We start from the raw sequence: 13854 nt of genomic DNA, 5'->3' as shown, positions 1-13854 counted from the left end.
TTTGATTCACATGCGCTGTGCGCGCGCATGCGTTGTCTCTTGAAAAACGACTGTACAGAATGGTCTCAGCCCCGGGTCTGGGGAACAACGGAGACAAGCGCAATGAATGACAGCAAGATCCTGCGCATAGGCGCGGGAGCCGCCTGGTGGGGCGACCGGATCGAGCCCGCCGCCCTCAATGCCGAGCGTGGCCGGCTCGATTACCTGTGCTTCGAGACCATGGCCGAGGCCACGGTCTCGGCCGCGCAGGTCAGGGCCCGGCGGGACCCGTCCTTCCCGGGCTACGACACCTATCTCGACGACCGCATGCGCGCCGTGCTGCCTGCCTGCATGCGCCAGGGCACGCGGATCATTTCCAATCAGGGGTGGATCAACCCGCAGGGCGCGGCACGGCGCATCGTCGAGCTGCTGCGCGAGCTGGGCATCACCGGCGTCAAGGTGGCGGCCGTGGGCGGCAGCCTGATCACCGACCGCGTGCTGTCGCTGGCCCCGACCATCCTGGAGACCGGTGCCCCCACGCAGAGCATTGCCCACTCGTTGATCTCGGCCGAAGCCTATCTCGGGGCCGCTCCCATCGTCGATGCTCTGGCGGAAGGTGCGCAGATCGTGGTCACGGGCCGCGTGGCCGACCCTTCGCTGTTCCTGGCTCCAATGGTGCATGAGTTCGGCTGGGACCTGCTGGACCATGAGCGCGTGGGTGCCGGCAGTGCGATAGGCCATCTGATGGAGTGCGGGGCTCAGGTCACCGGGGGGTATTTTGCGGACCCCGGCCTCAAGGACGTGCCCGAGCCTTGGAACCTGGCCTTTCCCATCGCCGAGGTCGATGCCGAAGGCGGCGTGACCCTGTCCAAGGTGGACGGCACGGGCGGCATGATCAGCCCGCAGACAGTCAAGGAACAGATGCTCTACGAGGTGCACGACCCGGCGAACTACATCACGCCTGATGTGGTGGTCGACTTCACGCAGGCCCGCATTGAGCAACTGGCGCCGGACCGCGTGCGCGTGACGGGGCTCACGGGCAAGCCACGCACACCCACGCTCAAGGTCTCCATGGGATGCACGGAGGGCTTCATCGGCGAGGACATGTTCTTCTACGCCGGCCCCGGCGCGCTGCGCCGCGCCCAACTGGCCAGGCGCATCCTGGAGGAGCGCTTGCGCATCGTGAAGCTCGATGCCGAGGAGGTACGCATCGACTTCCTGGGCCTGAATGCCGTGCATGGCGCTGCCACGCCGGTGGATGCGCCCGAGCCCTATGAAGTGGCCGTGCGCGTGGCGGCACGCACCCGTTCGCGCGAGGAGGCAGTCAAGGTGGGGCGGGAAGTGGACGGCATGGCGGTCTCGGGGATTGCCCACACCGGCAAGCGCGTGCCGCACCAGGAGCGCACGCGCGAGGTGATAGGCGTGTGGTCCTCACTGGTGCCGCGCGAGCAGGTGACGGCGCATATCGACTACTTCACGAGCTGAGCAGGGGAGCAAAGCATGCAGGACATGAACCAGGACATCCGGGTGCCGCTGGAGCAGGTGGCGCATACGCGCTCGGGCGACAAGGGCAATACTTCCAACATCGCGGTGTTTGCCTACGAGCCCGAGCTCTATGCGCTGCTCAAGCAGCAACTGAGCGCCGAACGCTTCAAGGCCTTCCATGGCCGGGTCATCACCGGCGAGGTGCTGCGCTACGAGGCCGATAACCTGCACGCGCTGAACTTCGTGGCGCACGGTGCGCTGGGCGGCGGCGTCTCGCGCAGCCTGTCGGTGGACAACTACGGCAAGGCGCTGTCGGCGGCCATCTTGGGCTTCGAACTGCTCGTGCCCGCAGTGCTGGCGCCGCTGCTGCGCCGCCGTGCGCCGGGCTGAACTGGCGCCGACATCCAGTACGGGCATCCGCCGCATATTCCATAAAACTCCACCAGGAGACACCGCAATGACCTTGCATCTGTTTCGCGCCGCCGCGCTGGCCATGGCGGCCTGCGCGGGCGTGGCCCTCGCGCAGGCCACGGCCTATCCCGCCAAGCCCGTTCGCATCATCGTGCCCTATCCGGCAGGAGGCACCACGGACATCATCGCACGGCTGGCGGCGGCCCAGCTGTCCGAGCGGCTGCGCCAGCCCTTCGTCGTCGAAAACCGGGCCGGCGCCAGCGGTGCCATAGGCTCGGTGGCCGTGGCCCAGGCCGCCGCCGACGGCTATACCCTGGTCATGGGAACGGCCAGCTCGCACGGCATCAACTCGGCGCTGCAGAAGAACCTGCCCTATGACGCCGTCAAGGACTTCGCGCCCGTTACCGTGGTGGCCAGCACGCCCAACATCATCGTGGTCCATCCCAGCGTCCCCGCGCGCACCCTGGGCGAGTTGCTGGCGCTGGCCAAGGCCAGGCCCGGGCAGATCAACTTCGGCTCGACCAGCCCCGGCGGCTCTCCGCACATGAGCGCCGAGCTGCTCAAGATGATGGCGGGCGTGGACATGACCCATGTGCCTTACAAGGGCGCATCGCCCATGCTCACCGATCTCATGGGCGGGCAGATACAGGCAGGCTTCGACAACCTGCCGTCCACCATCGCCTTCGTGCGCAGCGGCAAGCTGCGGGCGTTGGCTGTGACCACGACGCAGCGCTGGCCCGGGGCGGCAGACATTCCCTCCGTCGCCGAAAGCGTGCCCGGCTACGAGGTCTCGGGCTGGTTCGGCCTGCTGGCTCCGGCGGGAACGCCCAAGGCGGTGCTCGACACGCTGCAGACCGCAGTCGCCCAGGCCGTGCGGGACCCTGAGGTGACCCGGCAGCTGCGCAGCCTGGGCGCCGAGCCCGTGGCCAGCAGGCCCGAGGCCTTCGCGCAGCAGATCCGCGCCGACGTGGACAAATGGCGCGGCGTGGTTAAGGCCACGGGCGTGACACTGGAATAGCCCGAGTCACCGACAATGGCAGCTTTGCGCGGTGCCGGACTCGGGGTCAGACACCGCACCACTCGAAATCCATTGTCATGAACATCACCAAAGACACTGCCGTCACCATCAACTACAAGATTCACGAGCTGCTCGCGGGCGGCGTGGCCGTCAAACTGCTGGACAAGGGCGATGTGGCCTATCTGCACGGCGGCTATGACAACATTTTCGCCAAGGTCGAAGCCGCTCTGGACGGCAAGCAAAAAGGCGATGTCGTGACCGTGGATCTGGCCGTGGCCGACGCCTTCGGCGAGCGCGACGAAAGCCTCAAGCGCACCATTCCCAAAGGTGAATTCCCTGCTGGCGTGAAGGTGGGCGGCCAGCTGCGCGGCACCAACGACCAGGGCCTGCCCCAGATCTACAACGTGGTGAAGATCAAGGGCCCCGTGGTGCTGCTGGACGGCAACCACCCTCTGGCCGGCTTCGCGCTGCGCTTCAGCGCAGTGGTCAACGAGGTGCGTGCGGCCTCCGAGGAAGAAATCGCCCACAAGCATGTGCACGGCGGCCACGGCCATCACCACTGAAAACATAGCTGTCAGCGCATGCTCATAAAGGATTTCAGAATTATTTCAGGCTGAAATCCTTTGTCTGAAGGCGTAAGCTGCTATCAAAACAAAAAGGCCCCCGGATTTCTGTTCCGGGGGCCTTTTGTCTGCTTGGGACCGATCGCTCAGGCGGTCAGGCGATCCAGCGCTTCGCGGTACTTGGCCGCCGTCCTGTCGATCACCTCCTTGGGCAGGCGGGGCGCAGGAGCCTTCTTGTCCCAGGCCTTGCCGTTGACCTGGGCCTGCTCCAGCCAGTCACGCACGAACTGCTTGTCGTAGCTGGGAGGGTTCTCGCCCTTGGCCAGCGCGTCCTCGTAGCCTTCCACAGGCCAGTAGCGCGAGCTGTCGGGCGTCAGCACCTCGTCCATCAGCACCAGGGTGCCGTCTTCGGTCAGGCCGAACTCGAACTTGGTGTCGGCAATGATCATGCCCTTGGTCAGCGCGATCTCGGCCGCTTCCTTGTAGATGCGGATGGCGGTGTCACGGATCTGGGCCGCGAGCTGCTCGCCCACCATTTCCACGGTGCGCTCGTAGGTGATGTTCTCGTCGTGGTCACCCATTTCGGCCTTGGCCGCGGGGGTGTAGATGGGCTCGGGCAGCTTGGCCGCGTTGGTCAGGCCGGCAGGCAGCTTCACGCCGCAGACCGATTGCGATTCCTGATATTCCTTCCAGCCGCTGCCGGCCAGATAGCCGCGCACCACGGCTTCGATCAGCACGGGCTTGAGGCGCTTGACCAGCATGGAGCGGCCTTCGACCTGCTTGACTTCCTCGGGCTTGACCACGGACTCGGGCGCTTCGCCGGTCAGGTGGTTGGGGCAGATATGGCCCAGCTTGTCGAACCAGAACAGCGCCATCTGCGTCAGCAGCACGCCCTTGCCGGGAATGGGCTCGCCCATGATCACGTCAAAGGCGGACAGGCGGTCGGAGGCCACCATCAGGATGCGGTCGTCGCCCACGGCGTAGTTGTCGCGGACCTTGCCACGTGCGAGCAGGGGCAGCGAGGCAATGTTGGAGGTATGCAGGGCGGAGGGCTGGGTGGTCATGGTCGAGATAGGGCTGTCAGGCAATTCAGGCGTGCAGTCGGTCAGCAGGCGCCTGAAAGCCCAAGGGGCTGCCAGCGTCGCAGGCCCGAGAGGCGGCTGCGTAAAAACGCGATTTTAATGGCGCAGGCAGGGGTTTGGACGGTCACGGTCTTTGCCAGTGCGCGCCTGCTGCGATCGAGGCCCTGGGGCATGCTGGCGTATCCCTTGCATGCGGGCCAAAGCCACTCATTGTGGCGTCAAAACCGCCTGTCATCAAACCGACAAACAAGGCCCCTGGCGAGCCTGCGCTATCACGGTCATTTCGTTGCCTTTGGCGTGGGGCGGGCGCATAGTGGGTTCACAGCAAAGACGAATGCGCATTCCGAACTGCCAGGCTGCGGCACAGCCATCAGGCGCTGTGAAACCGCAGTGATTTCACCGAGAGCTAAGGAGTGTTTTGTTATGAATTTGACGATTAGCGGGCATCACCTGGAGGTCACTCCCTCGCTGCGCAGCTATGTCATGGCCAAGCTGGAACGCATTCTCAGGCACTTCGATCAGGTTGTGGACGTGAAGGTACTGCTCACAGTCCACAAGCAAAAGGAAAAAGACAAACGACAGCGCGCCGGTTGCACGGTGCGCGTGAAAGGGCAAGACTTGTTCGTAGAGACGCAGCATTTCGACCTCTATGCCGCCGTGGACGCCCTGGCCGACAAACTCGACCGTGTGGTGATGCGCTACAAGACTCGTCAGCAAGGCCCGCGTGCCACAGCCAAGCGACTGGACTCCGGGGGCTTGCAGCTGGCGCAGGTGTCAGCTTGATGAAAGCGAGGCGCAAACCTAGCTTTTGCGCCGGTTTGTTGCAGGGCTGTAGCCTTGTTACAACGCTAAAAGCGCCGCCCTACGGGGCGGTTTTTGATGGTGATCAGGGTTTCCCCACGGTTTTCAGCGCTGCGGTGCATAATTGTTGATCACACCATGAATCGCCTAGCCTCTATCCTTCCCGCCGCTCAAGTGCTTGTGAGCGTTGATGTCACCAGCAAGAAACGCGCTTTCGAGGAAGCGGGTTTGCTCTTTGAGAGCTTGCATGGTCTGTCTCGTGCCCTGATCACCGATAGCCTGTTCGCACGCGAACGCCTGGGCTCTACCGGTCTGGGGCATGGAGTTGCCATTCCCCATGGCCGCATCAAGGGCCTGACGGCTCCCATGGCGGCAGTGTTCCAGCTGGCCAACCCCATCGGCTTCGATGCGCCCGATGAGCAGCCGGTCGGCCTGCTGATCTTTTTGCTGGTGCCCGAGGCGGCGACGCAAAAGCACCTGGAAATCCTCTCCGAGATCGCCGAGCTGCTCAGCGACAGCCAGTTGCGCGAGCGTCTGAAGTCGTCCACCGATGCGCAGCAGCTGCACGGCATGATCGACAGCTGGCAGTCCTCAATCACCTCCCAGGCCTGAGTCCTGGCCCTTCTTTTTGACTGACAGGGCCTTGCCATGAGACCCAGCGCCATCAGTGCCGACGTACTGTTCGAGGCATTTCGCAACTCCAGCCTGCGCTGGCAGTGGGTAGCGGGGCTGGGTGCCTCCGAGCGCCGCTTTGACGAGATGGCCGTGCGCTCGGCCCGCTCGGGTGCCGATCTGGTCGGCTACCTCAACTACATTCACCCCTACCGCCTGCAGGTGCTGGGTGAGCGTGAGATCGCCTATCTGACCAATGCCACCTCGCAGGACTGCCTGCGCCGCATTGCCCGCATCGTCACGCTGGAGCCGCCGGTGCTGGTGCTGGCCGATGGCCAGGACGCTCCCGACGAGCTGATCTCCATGTGCGAGCGCGCGCATATCCCGCTGTTCTCCACCAAGGAGCAGTCGGCCTTTGTCATCGACGTGCTGCGTGCCTATCTGTCCAAGCATTTCGCCGATCGCATCACCATGCACGGCGTGTTCATGGATATTTTGGGCATGGGGGTGCTGATCACGGGTGAATCGGGCCTGGGCAAGAGCGAGCTGGGGCTGGAGCTGGTCACGCGCGGCAACGGTCTGGTTGCCGACGATGCGGTGGACCTGTACCGCATCAACCAGACCACGGTCGAAGGCAAATGCCCCGAGCTGCTGCAGAACCTGCTTGAAGTGCGCGGCATCGGCCTGCTCGATATTCGCTCCATCTTTGGCGAGACGGCAGTGCGCCGCAAGATGCGGCTCAAGCTCATCGTGCACCTGGTGCGCAAGGAAACCATGGAGCGCGAATACGAGCGCCTGCCCGCCGAGCCGCTGACCCAGGATGTGCTGGGCGTGCCCGTGCGCAAGGTGGTGATCCAGGTGGTGGCGGGCCGAAACATCGCCGTGCTGGTGGAAGCCGCAGTGCGCAATGCCATTTTGCAGCTGCGCGGCATCGACACCTACCAGGAATTCGTGATGCGCCACCGCCGCGCCATGGAAAGCGGCGAGTCGTTCTAGACCAGCTGCAGCCTGCCTGGCTGGGACGTCGGAAAGATCTGCTGCAGCTGCGCTGCGTTCAAGCCGTACATGCGCGCAAACAGGCCGCCGAGCAGGGAGCGGTATTCGTTGAGCACGGGGTAGTCGCGGTTCTGGAACAGCGCTTTTTCGGTGACTTCGATCTGCTCGCCCAGCACCTTGCCGCCGGCCTGGGCCGAGAGGCCGCCGCCGAGAAACCAGTAAGCCGTGCCATGGCCGTGGTCCGTGCCCTTGTTGCCGTTTTCGCGGAAGGTGCGGCCGAACTCGCTGATCACCGCCACCACGGTATGGCGCCAGGTTTCGGCTCCCATGGCCTCGGCGAAAGTCGCCAGGCCCTGGCTCAGGTCGCCGAGCCGGTTGGCCAGATTGCCGCTGGCGGCGCCCTGGTTGACATGGGTGTCCCAGCCTCCGATATCGACAAAGCCCAGGTCGAACTGCTCGCGCATCAGATGCGCCATGCGCTGGGCTACCAGGCTGAAGCCCTTGGCACTGATGGCATTGCGCCCGGCCTGGTCCATTTCCTCCTGCATGCTGCGCTGCACGGCACGCTGTACCGCAAAGCCTTCGCGAACCGGCGTCTCCAGTGCCGAGCCCTGATACATGGAGGCAATGATCTGGCTGCGCTGCTCATCCACGGCCGTCTTGCGCACGGAGGCCAGCGCCATGTTCGCCACCTGGGCGCTGCCGCGCAGGCATAGAGGCAGCTGGGCGGTGAAGGCCATGGGGCTGAGGCTGAGCCGGCTCTGGCTGTCGGCCTGCAGCACCCGGGTCAGCCGGTTCAGAAAGCCGCTCTGATAGCTTTTCCCGCCTTCCTGGGGCTGGCCCAGCTCGATCGAGTCCTGGGTTTCGAAATGGCTGCGCGAGAGGTCGTGGCTGCCTGCAAACGGCACAAAACAGGCCTGGCCCTGCTCGTACAGCGGCAGCAGACTGCTTTGCAGCGCGGGATGCAGTCCCCATTGAGAGCTCAGGGCCAGAGCCCCGTCGGCCGATCCCGAGCGGGCAATGGCGATGTTGGGCCTGGCCTGATAGTAGAAGTCGCTATGGGTTGGCACCAGCAGGCTGTTGCTGTCGTAGGCGCCGCGCAGGAAGACCAGCAGAAAACGGGGCGAGCCGCTTTGCAAGGGGGCGGCCAGGCCTTGGCCCAGCTGGCAGAACAGCGGCAGGGCAGCGCCGAGGCTGAGAAATTGACGTCTTTGCATGGCTGCCCTCCTTAGCGGTACATCATTTCGGGGGCAGAGAGGAAAAAGCTGTTCCAGTCCGCCGGGTTCCTGGTCTGGGCCAGTGCGGCGCGTGTGGCGGCACCCAATGCCGGCACGCGAGCCTGGACGCTGCTGCGCTTGTCCAGGTCGGGATAGGGAGGCTTCTCCAGCGGCTGCTGCGCGCTGCTGCGGAACAGCAGCGCGCCGCGACTGCCAATCTGCCTTGCGACCTCGAAGCGGGCATTCATCTGGCCGGAGCTGGACCAGTCCGACTGCGTCACGGGGTAGCCGTCGGGAGTTTCGTGGCCGTACAGCGGCTGGCCCAACTGATTGAGCCAGTTCTGTACTGGTGACACGTCGCTGGCCACGCGCTGGTCATAGGCCAGGCGTGTGGCGCCCAGCACATAGTGGACCGGGTCCTTGAAGCCCTGGCCGAACTGCTGAGCCTGCGGGTCGCTCAGCAGGGCCGCCAGCGTGGCGGCAATATCGCCATGGCTGCGCTCGAAGGCCTGGGCCGTGCGCTCGACCACGGCCTGGGGCGGCTTGTCGCCGAGAAAATAGACGCAGAGCTTGCGTGCTATGAAGCGCGCAGTGACGGGCGAGGCCACGATGCGGTCTACCGCCTCATTGACCTGGGCCAGTCCGCTTTTTTCCAGCGGCCTGCCGAGCAAGACCTGGGGCGTGTAGTCGTGGCGATTGGGGTTGAATTCGAAGAAGCCATGGCGCAGATAGTCGCCCTGGCGTTCGGGGCGCAGCCTGGGTGGTGGGGCATCGGCTTCCCGGGTGGAGAAGCCCACACCGGTCAGCACATGGGCCATGGCCTGCACATCGGCCTGGGTGTAGCCGCTGCCCACGCCCATGGTGTGTAGCTCCAGCAGTTCGCGCGCGTAGTTTTCATTGATGCGCCCGGCGGCATTGCTGGCATTGTCCAGATACAGCAGCATGGCCGGGTGGCGCATGCTGGCAGTCAGCAGCTCGCGGAATTTTCCCAGCGCATGGGGGCGAATGGCCTGCTCCTCGTAGTCGCCCACCCACATGCGCACATCGCCCTTGCGGGTGCTGACGTTGAAGTGATTCATCCAGAACCAGGTCATTTGCTCCTGCAACTGGTGAGGCGAATAAAGCGCGCGCCAGATATGGCGTTTCTGGGCTTCGCCGCCCAGCTGATTGAGCTGGCGTTGCAGCTCGCTGCGCAGTTTGGCGGCTTCCTCGGGATCCTGGCTGTTGCGAATGGCCAGGCGCTGGTCGGCAATTTCGCGCTGGATCTGCGTCATGGGCTTCTGGCTGATGCCCAGGGCATCGATGTGCTGCTGCACCTCGGTCGGCATGGGCGCGGAGGAGGGACTGAGCTGGGCGGCCAGCCAGCGCTTGAGGCCTTGCTGCTGCAGCCGGGCCGCATCATGGTCGGTGGCGCCCCAGGTGACCCGGTCCAGCCATTGCTGGCTTTGCTGCGCGCTGGGCTTGTCGGGCAGGGCGCTGCTGTGCAGCGTCTGCAGCACCTCGGGGCTGGGGCGGCCCGATGAGGGGGCCAGCGGTGCGCAGGCGGTCAAGGCGAGGGCTGCCAGACAGAGCAGGCCCTGGACAGGTGAAAACGGTAGCAGCCGCATGAACCGGGTCTCCTCAAGCGCGGGAATGACTGCAGCATACGCAGTCCGGCTCGATATTGGCTTGAGGCTTGATGGAGCTATGTAAAGAAGTCCTCACCAAATGTAAAAAGGGCAAGACATCTGCATGTCCTGCCCCTGGGTTCACCGTCGCGTTTTGCGTTCTTACTTGGCAGCGCGTGTGGCGCATTCGGCGCACTGGCCGTAGAGCGCCATGGAGTGATCCTGGATCACCCAGCCTTTTTCCTTGGCGATCAGGTTCTGGCGCTTTTCGATTTCGGCGTCATAGAACTCTTCGACCTTGCCGCAGCTGGTGCAGACGAAGTGGTCGTGGTGCTGGCCCTCGTTGAGCTCGTAGACGGCCTTGCCGCTTTCGAAGTTGCTGCGGATCAGGATGCCGGCCTGCTCGAACTGGGTCAGCACGCGGTAAACCGTGGCCAGGCCAATATCCGAGCGCTCGTCCAGGAGCACCCGGAACACGTCTTCGGCCGTCATGTGGCGCTGGGCGCCCTTCTGGAAGATTTCCAGGATTTTCAGACGCGGCAAAGTGGCTTTGAGGCCCGTGCTTTTGAGTTCATCAATATTTTTCATGTCGGCTCTCTTGGTGGACTACGGGCACATGGAAGGCTGGACTCACTTGTTTAAGGAGAAGCTTTACACGCAGATAAAGGGAATCTCCAAGTGTCTCCGGGGCCTGCCGCTACAATGAACCCGATCATATCCCTATGCCATTACCCATGCATGTTCAAGCCCGTAGCCGCGCAGGTCTGGCCCTGACGTTGGCAATCGCAGCGGCACTGGCCGGCTGCAACAGTATCGATGGCGCCGCGCACCGTGTCGCCAATGCCGTCACTCCTTACAAGATTGATGTCGTGCAGGGCAACTTCGTGTCCAAGGAACAGGTCGAGGCCTTGCAGCCCGGCATGAGCCGTCAGCAGATTCGCGACATTCTGGGCACACCCCTCGTGACCAGCGTGTTCCACGGCGATCGCTGGGAATACGTGTTCACCATCAATCGCCCCGGCGTGGAGTCGCAGATCCGCAAGCTCACCGTCTTCTTCAATGGCGATGCCTTTGCGCGCGCCGAGGGTGACGAGATGCCTTCCGAGTCCGAGTTCGTGGCCAGCCTCAAAGGCATGAAGGGCACGCCCAAGGTTCCGCAGCTGGAAGCCAGCGAAGCCCAGCTGGCCAAATACCCTGCACGCAATAACACCGAAGCCGAGCAGGCTGCGGCCAATCTGCCGCCCGCCGCCACTAGCTATCCATCGCTGGAATCGCGTTAAGCATCAAAACAGGTTGTTCCCCGCTTGCAGAAAGCGGTGGATGCTCTCTTTTTATGACGGCGTGGATGTGATCCTGCCGTCTTTCATTTGATCGAGTGATAGCGCCATGACCGCATCCACCACCCATTTCTCCACCCCTCAGCGCGTTGCTGTGGCGGGTGCCTCCGGCCGCATGGGCCATATGCTGATCGAAGCGATTCTGAACAGCAGCGACTGCGTGCTGGCTGCGGCACTGGACCGCGCCGACAGCCCTGCCATCGGCACCGATCCTTCTGCATTCCTGGGTAAGCCCAGCGGGCTGAAGATCGAAAGCGATGTGCGCGCAGCCCTGTCGAAGGCCGACTGCCTGATCGACTTCACGCGCCCCGAAGGCACGATGGAGCACCTGGCCGTGGCGGCCGATCTGGGCGTTGGCGTGGTCATCGGCACCACAGGCTTCTCGGATGAGCAAAAGACGCAGATCGCCGAGTTTGCCCAAAAAACTTCCATCGTTTTCGCCCCCAATATGAGCGTAGGCGTGAACGTGACCTTCAAGCTGCTGGAGATGGCGGCCAAGGCCCTGCAGCAAGGCGGCTACGACATCGAGATCGTCGAAGCCCACCACAAGCACAAGGTCGACGCACCCTCGGGCACGGCCCTGAAAATGGGCGAGGTAATTGCCGAAGCCCAGGGTACCAAGCTGGCCGACCGCGCCGTGTATGAGCGCTTCGGCCACACCGGCGAGCGCAAGGCCGACACCATTGGCTTTGCCACCGTGCGCGGCGGCGATATCGTGGGCGATCACACCGTGCTGTTTGCCGGTACCGGCGAGCGCATCGAGATCGCGCACAAATCCAGCAGCCGTGCCGGCTATGCCAACGGCAGCCTGCGCGCCGTGGCCTATCTGGCCGACAAAAAGACTGGCCAGTACGATATGTACGATGTGCTGAATCTGCGCTGACCGCGCAATTTGCAAAGGGGCCGTGACGGCCCCTTGCTATTTCTGGGAGCGAGGTGAGCGATGTCTGCAGGAATGTGGCAATGGCTGGCAGAGGGCGATGCGGTCACATGGGCGACGGCGGCCTTGATGCTGCTGATGTCCGTGCTCAGCTGGGTGGTCATCCTCTACAAGCTCTGGTTTATGGCTGTTGCGCGCCGCAGCGTGCCGCAGGCCGTGGCCGCGTTCTGGCAAATGCCCGATCTGGTCCAGGCTAGGGCGCAGGTCAAGGCGCTGGATAGACAGGGGCTGGTGCAGGCCATGGCCGATGCCGTGGCGCAGGGCGGAATGGCTGCGCAAGGCTCTCTGGCACAAAGCGCGGCGCAGGGGCAGCGGCTGTTGCGCAGCCTGCGTGAGGCTCTGGGCCAGGCATCGACCCAATTGCAATGGGGTCAGACCTTGCTCGCCACCATTGGTGCAACGGCACCGTTTGTGGGCCTGTTGGGTACGGTCTGGGGCATTCACCATGCACTGGGAACGCTGGCGGGCAGCGGTCAGGTCGATATCGCTCAGCTTGCCGGGCCTGTGGGTGAAGCTCTGGTCATGACGGCCGCCGGTCTGGCTGTCGCTTTGCCGGCCGTGCTGGCCTATAACCTGCTCGGGCGTTCGGCCAGCCAGCTGGAGGCTGTGCTGGAGGGGTTTGCCCATGATCTGCATGCCCAGTTCGGAGTGGATGCTTCATAAAGGATGGCGTCATGGCATTCGGTCGCATGAGCCGCCGTCAGGGGGCGGAAACTCCGATCAACACCATCAATGTCACGCCGCTGGTGGATGTGATGCTGGTGCTGGTGGTGATCTTCATTCTGGCTGCTCCCATGCTGGCTGCCACCTTGCGCGTGCAACTGCCCAAGGCACAAACAGCAGTGCAGCAGACTGCCGTGAGCAAGAGCGATGCCTTGATGGTGGAGGTCAGCCCCGCCGGCGAAATCTGGATTCAGGGGGGCGTGGCGGACGATGCGGCAGTGCAGCAGCAACTGGAAGAGCTGGGGCGGCGCAATCCTCAGGCCGAGGTGCAGTTGCGTGCCGACACCAGCGTTCCCTATGGTCGCGTGGTACAGGTCATGGGCTGGGCCCACGCAGCAGGCCTGACGCGCATCGGCTTTGTCGCGGAGCCTGAATCGAAGGCTGGCATTAACTGACGGCCCGAGGCGTAAAAACGCTTACTTTTTGCAAATTACCGGTCGGCACTTTTTGCTTTGGCTCAAGGGCAAAGCTCATAGAACCTACCCTTGTTGCTATCTCTTTCAAATCCGGGAGAAGCTGCCTCCACAATGGTCAAAGCCCCTGTCCTTTGCTGGCGTAACAAGCCCCGATGGGCAGAACAAGGTTCTGGCGTTACGATGTTTTCGCCTGCCTTTATGGCACCCCTACAGATTTCGCCGCAGCGGTTGCGGCATTTGGTGACTAGGAGGATTTGCATGCAAGTACAGGTTCATGCCGACGATTCCATCCAGGGTGGAGAGTCTCTGGCTCAATGGGCGCAGGAGGAGATCAATGCCAAGCTGGCCCGCCTGAAGGAGTATGTGGTGCGTGTGGAGGTCTTCCTCACGGGCGTTGATGCCCTCAAGACCACGGGCGGCCCAGGCAAACGCTGTGTGCTCGAAACCCGGGCCACAGGTCGCCCCCCCATCGCAGTGAATGCGGAAGCCGAAAAGGTCAAGGAGGCCTTCAGCGCGGCGATTGAAAAGCTCAAACGCGCGGTGGAGACCGATCTTGGCAAGCTCAAGGACAAAAATCTGCGTGAAAGCGTGCGCGGCGTGGATGACCCCAGTGACGAGAATGCCGCTGTGGCTTGAATATGAAGCGTTTTTGGCTTCCTGCCCTTTG

At 63.5% G+C, this 13854-nt stretch carries 16 protein-coding genes; 12 read left to right on the top strand and 4 right to left on the bottom strand.

The window, feature by feature from the left end; genetic code table 11:
* The first annotated feature begins 102 nt into the window (after positions 1 to 102).
* The 4 genes from AAIL66_RS13365 to AAIL66_RS13350 all read left to right on the top strand — a co-directional run bounded on the left by AAIL66_RS13365 (position 103) and on the right by AAIL66_RS13350 (position 3456).
* Entirely contained in the window at positions 103 to 1464 is a 1362-nt protein-coding gene (locus AAIL66_RS13365; RefSeq protein WP_034350900.1) for an acyclic terpene utilization AtuA family protein, read from the top strand.
* Between the two features lie 15 nt (positions 1465 to 1479).
* Positions 1480 to 1854, top strand: a complete 375-nt coding sequence (locus tag AAIL66_RS13360) for a hypothetical protein (protein WP_034382323.1) — start codon at positions 1480 to 1482, stop codon at positions 1852 to 1854.
* A gap of 67 nt (positions 1855 to 1921) precedes the next feature.
* Positions 1922 to 2893 carry a tripartite tricarboxylate transporter substrate binding protein gene (locus tag AAIL66_RS13355; RefSeq protein WP_045839366.1) on the top strand — a complete coding sequence of 324 codons (972 nt, stop codon included), beginning with the start codon at positions 1922 to 1924 and terminating at the stop codon, positions 2891 to 2893.
* 77 nt (positions 2894 to 2970) lie between these two features.
* Positions 2971 to 3456: a hypothetical protein gene (locus AAIL66_RS13350; protein WP_003067008.1), complete on the top strand. Its 486-nt coding sequence runs from the start codon at positions 2971 to 2973 to the stop codon at positions 3454 to 3456.
* A gap of 146 nt (positions 3457 to 3602) precedes the next feature.
* Here the strand turns inward: AAIL66_RS13350 and AAIL66_RS13345 are convergent, their stop codons facing one another.
* Positions 3603 to 4520, bottom strand: a complete 918-nt coding sequence (locus tag AAIL66_RS13345) for a phosphoribosylaminoimidazolesuccinocarboxamide synthase (protein ID WP_003067010.1) — start codon at positions 4518 to 4520, stop codon at positions 3603 to 3605.
* A 441-nt stretch (positions 4521 to 4961) separates the two neighbouring features.
* Here AAIL66_RS13345 and raiA point away from each other — a divergent pair, with 441 nt between their 5' ends.
* The 3 genes from raiA (at position 4962) to hprK (ending at position 6947) form a co-directional block, all read left to right on the top strand.
* On the top strand, positions 4962 to 5321 hold the full coding sequence (gene raiA, locus AAIL66_RS13340) for a ribosome-associated translation inhibitor RaiA (RefSeq protein ID WP_003067012.1): 360 nt from the start codon (positions 4962 to 4964) through the stop codon (positions 5319 to 5321).
* Between the two features lie 156 nt (positions 5322 to 5477).
* Positions 5478 to 5951, top strand: coding sequence for a PTS sugar transporter subunit IIA (locus tag AAIL66_RS13335; protein ID WP_034347954.1), 474 nt, complete (start codon positions 5478 to 5480; stop codon positions 5949 to 5951).
* A gap of 36 nt (positions 5952 to 5987) precedes the next feature.
* Positions 5988 to 6947 carry an HPr(Ser) kinase/phosphatase gene (gene hprK, locus AAIL66_RS13330; RefSeq protein ID WP_034350896.1) on the top strand — a complete coding sequence of 320 codons (960 nt, stop codon included), beginning with the start codon at positions 5988 to 5990 and terminating at the stop codon, positions 6945 to 6947.
* On the opposite strand, the gene AAIL66_RS13325 is transcribed toward hprK, so the two are convergent.
* The 3 genes from AAIL66_RS13325 to fur all read right to left on the bottom strand — a co-directional run bounded on the left by AAIL66_RS13325 (position 6944) and on the right by fur (position 10359).
* Positions 6944 to 8164, bottom strand: coding sequence for a DUF1501 domain-containing protein (locus AAIL66_RS13325; protein ID WP_045839367.1), 1221 nt, complete (start codon positions 8162 to 8164; stop codon positions 6944 to 6946). The two genes, hprK and AAIL66_RS13325, sit on opposite strands and share 4 nt — an antisense overlap.
* A gap of 11 nt (positions 8165 to 8175) precedes the next feature.
* A complete protein-coding gene (locus tag AAIL66_RS13320) occupies positions 8176 to 9771 on the bottom strand; it encodes a DUF1800 domain-containing protein (RefSeq protein ID WP_034350890.1) in 1596 nt (531 codons plus the stop codon).
* A 162-nt stretch (positions 9772 to 9933) separates the two neighbouring features.
* Complete coding sequence (gene fur / locus AAIL66_RS13315) at positions 9934 to 10359, bottom strand: ferric iron uptake transcriptional regulator (RefSeq protein WP_003060349.1); 426 nt, start codon at positions 10357 to 10359, stop codon at positions 9934 to 9936.
* A gap of 146 nt (positions 10360 to 10505) precedes the next feature.
* Here fur and AAIL66_RS13310 point away from each other — a divergent pair, with 146 nt between their 5' ends.
* The 5 genes from AAIL66_RS13310 to AAIL66_RS13290 all read left to right on the top strand — a co-directional run bounded on the left by AAIL66_RS13310 (position 10506) and on the right by AAIL66_RS13290 (position 13823).
* The gene (locus AAIL66_RS13310; RefSeq protein ID WP_343496918.1) at positions 10506 to 11051 is read left to right on the top strand and encodes an outer membrane protein assembly factor BamE; all 546 of its coding nucleotides are present in this window, start codon (positions 10506 to 10508) and stop codon (positions 11049 to 11051) included.
* 106 nt (positions 11052 to 11157) lie between these two features.
* On the top strand, positions 11158 to 11991 hold the full coding sequence (dapB, locus tag AAIL66_RS13305) for a 4-hydroxy-tetrahydrodipicolinate reductase (RefSeq protein WP_343496917.1): 834 nt from the start codon (positions 11158 to 11160) through the stop codon (positions 11989 to 11991).
* Positions 11992 to 12051: 60 nt separating this feature from the next.
* A complete protein-coding gene (locus tag AAIL66_RS13300; RefSeq protein ID WP_034350885.1) occupies positions 12052 to 12711 on the top strand; it encodes a MotA/TolQ/ExbB proton channel family protein in 660 nt (219 codons plus the stop codon).
* 11 nt (positions 12712 to 12722) lie between these two features.
* Positions 12723 to 13166: a biopolymer transporter ExbD gene (locus AAIL66_RS13295; protein WP_087863667.1), complete on the top strand. Its 444-nt coding sequence runs from the start codon at positions 12723 to 12725 to the stop codon at positions 13164 to 13166.
* Positions 13167 to 13445: 279 nt separating this feature from the next.
* The gene (locus AAIL66_RS13290) at positions 13446 to 13823 is read left to right on the top strand and encodes an HPF/RaiA family ribosome-associated protein (RefSeq protein WP_003060358.1); all 378 of its coding nucleotides are present in this window, start codon (positions 13446 to 13448) and stop codon (positions 13821 to 13823) included.
* Positions 13824 to 13854 lie beyond the last annotated feature (31 nt).

Source organism: Comamonas sp. F1-6 (assembly GCF_039581415.1).
GTDB classification, from domain to species: Bacteria; Pseudomonadota; Gammaproteobacteria; order Burkholderiales; family Burkholderiaceae_C; genus Comamonas; species Comamonas thiooxydans.
Note: the sequence above shows the minus strand (reverse complement) of the source record. Positions and strands in the feature narration are given on the sequence as shown.

Coding starts and splice junctions, on each gene's coding strand:
- AAIL66_RS13365 (WP_034350900.1), top strand. CDS start 103: ATGAATGACAGCAAGATCCTGCGCATAGGCGCGGGAGCCGCCTGGTGG.
- AAIL66_RS13360 (WP_034382323.1), top strand. CDS start 1,480: ATGCAGGACATGAACCAGGACATCCGGGTGCCGCTGGAGCAGGTGGCG.
- AAIL66_RS13355 (WP_045839366.1), top strand. CDS start 1,922: ATGACCTTGCATCTGTTTCGCGCCGCCGCGCTGGCCATGGCGGCCTGC.
- AAIL66_RS13350 (WP_003067008.1), top strand. CDS start 2,971: ATGAACATCACCAAAGACACTGCCGTCACCATCAACTACAAGATTCAC.
- AAIL66_RS13345 (WP_003067010.1), bottom strand. CDS start 4,520: ATGACCACCCAGCCCTCCGCCCTGCATACCTCCAACATTGCCTCGCTG.
- raiA (WP_003067012.1), top strand. CDS start 4,962: ATGAATTTGACGATTAGCGGGCATCACCTGGAGGTCACTCCCTCGCTG.
- AAIL66_RS13335 (WP_034347954.1), top strand. CDS start 5,478: ATGAATCGCCTAGCCTCTATCCTTCCCGCCGCTCAAGTGCTTGTGAGC.
- hprK (WP_034350896.1), top strand. CDS start 5,988: ATGAGACCCAGCGCCATCAGTGCCGACGTACTGTTCGAGGCATTTCGC.
- AAIL66_RS13325 (WP_045839367.1), bottom strand. CDS start 8,164: ATGCAAAGACGTCAATTTCTCAGCCTCGGCGCTGCCCTGCCGCTGTTC.
- AAIL66_RS13320 (WP_034350890.1), bottom strand. CDS start 9,771: ATGCGGCTGCTACCGTTTTCACCTGTCCAGGGCCTGCTCTGTCTGGCA.
- fur (WP_003060349.1), bottom strand. CDS start 10,359: ATGAAAAATATTGATGAACTCAAAAGCACGGGCCTCAAAGCCACTTTG.
- AAIL66_RS13310 (WP_343496918.1), top strand. CDS start 10,506: ATGCATGTTCAAGCCCGTAGCCGCGCAGGTCTGGCCCTGACGTTGGCA.
- dapB (WP_343496917.1), top strand. CDS start 11,158: ATGACCGCATCCACCACCCATTTCTCCACCCCTCAGCGCGTTGCTGTG.
- AAIL66_RS13300 (WP_034350885.1), top strand. CDS start 12,052: ATGTCTGCAGGAATGTGGCAATGGCTGGCAGAGGGCGATGCGGTCACA.
- AAIL66_RS13295 (WP_087863667.1), top strand. CDS start 12,723: ATGGCATTCGGTCGCATGAGCCGCCGTCAGGGGGCGGAAACTCCGATC.
- AAIL66_RS13290 (WP_003060358.1), top strand. CDS start 13,446: ATGCAAGTACAGGTTCATGCCGACGATTCCATCCAGGGTGGAGAGTCT.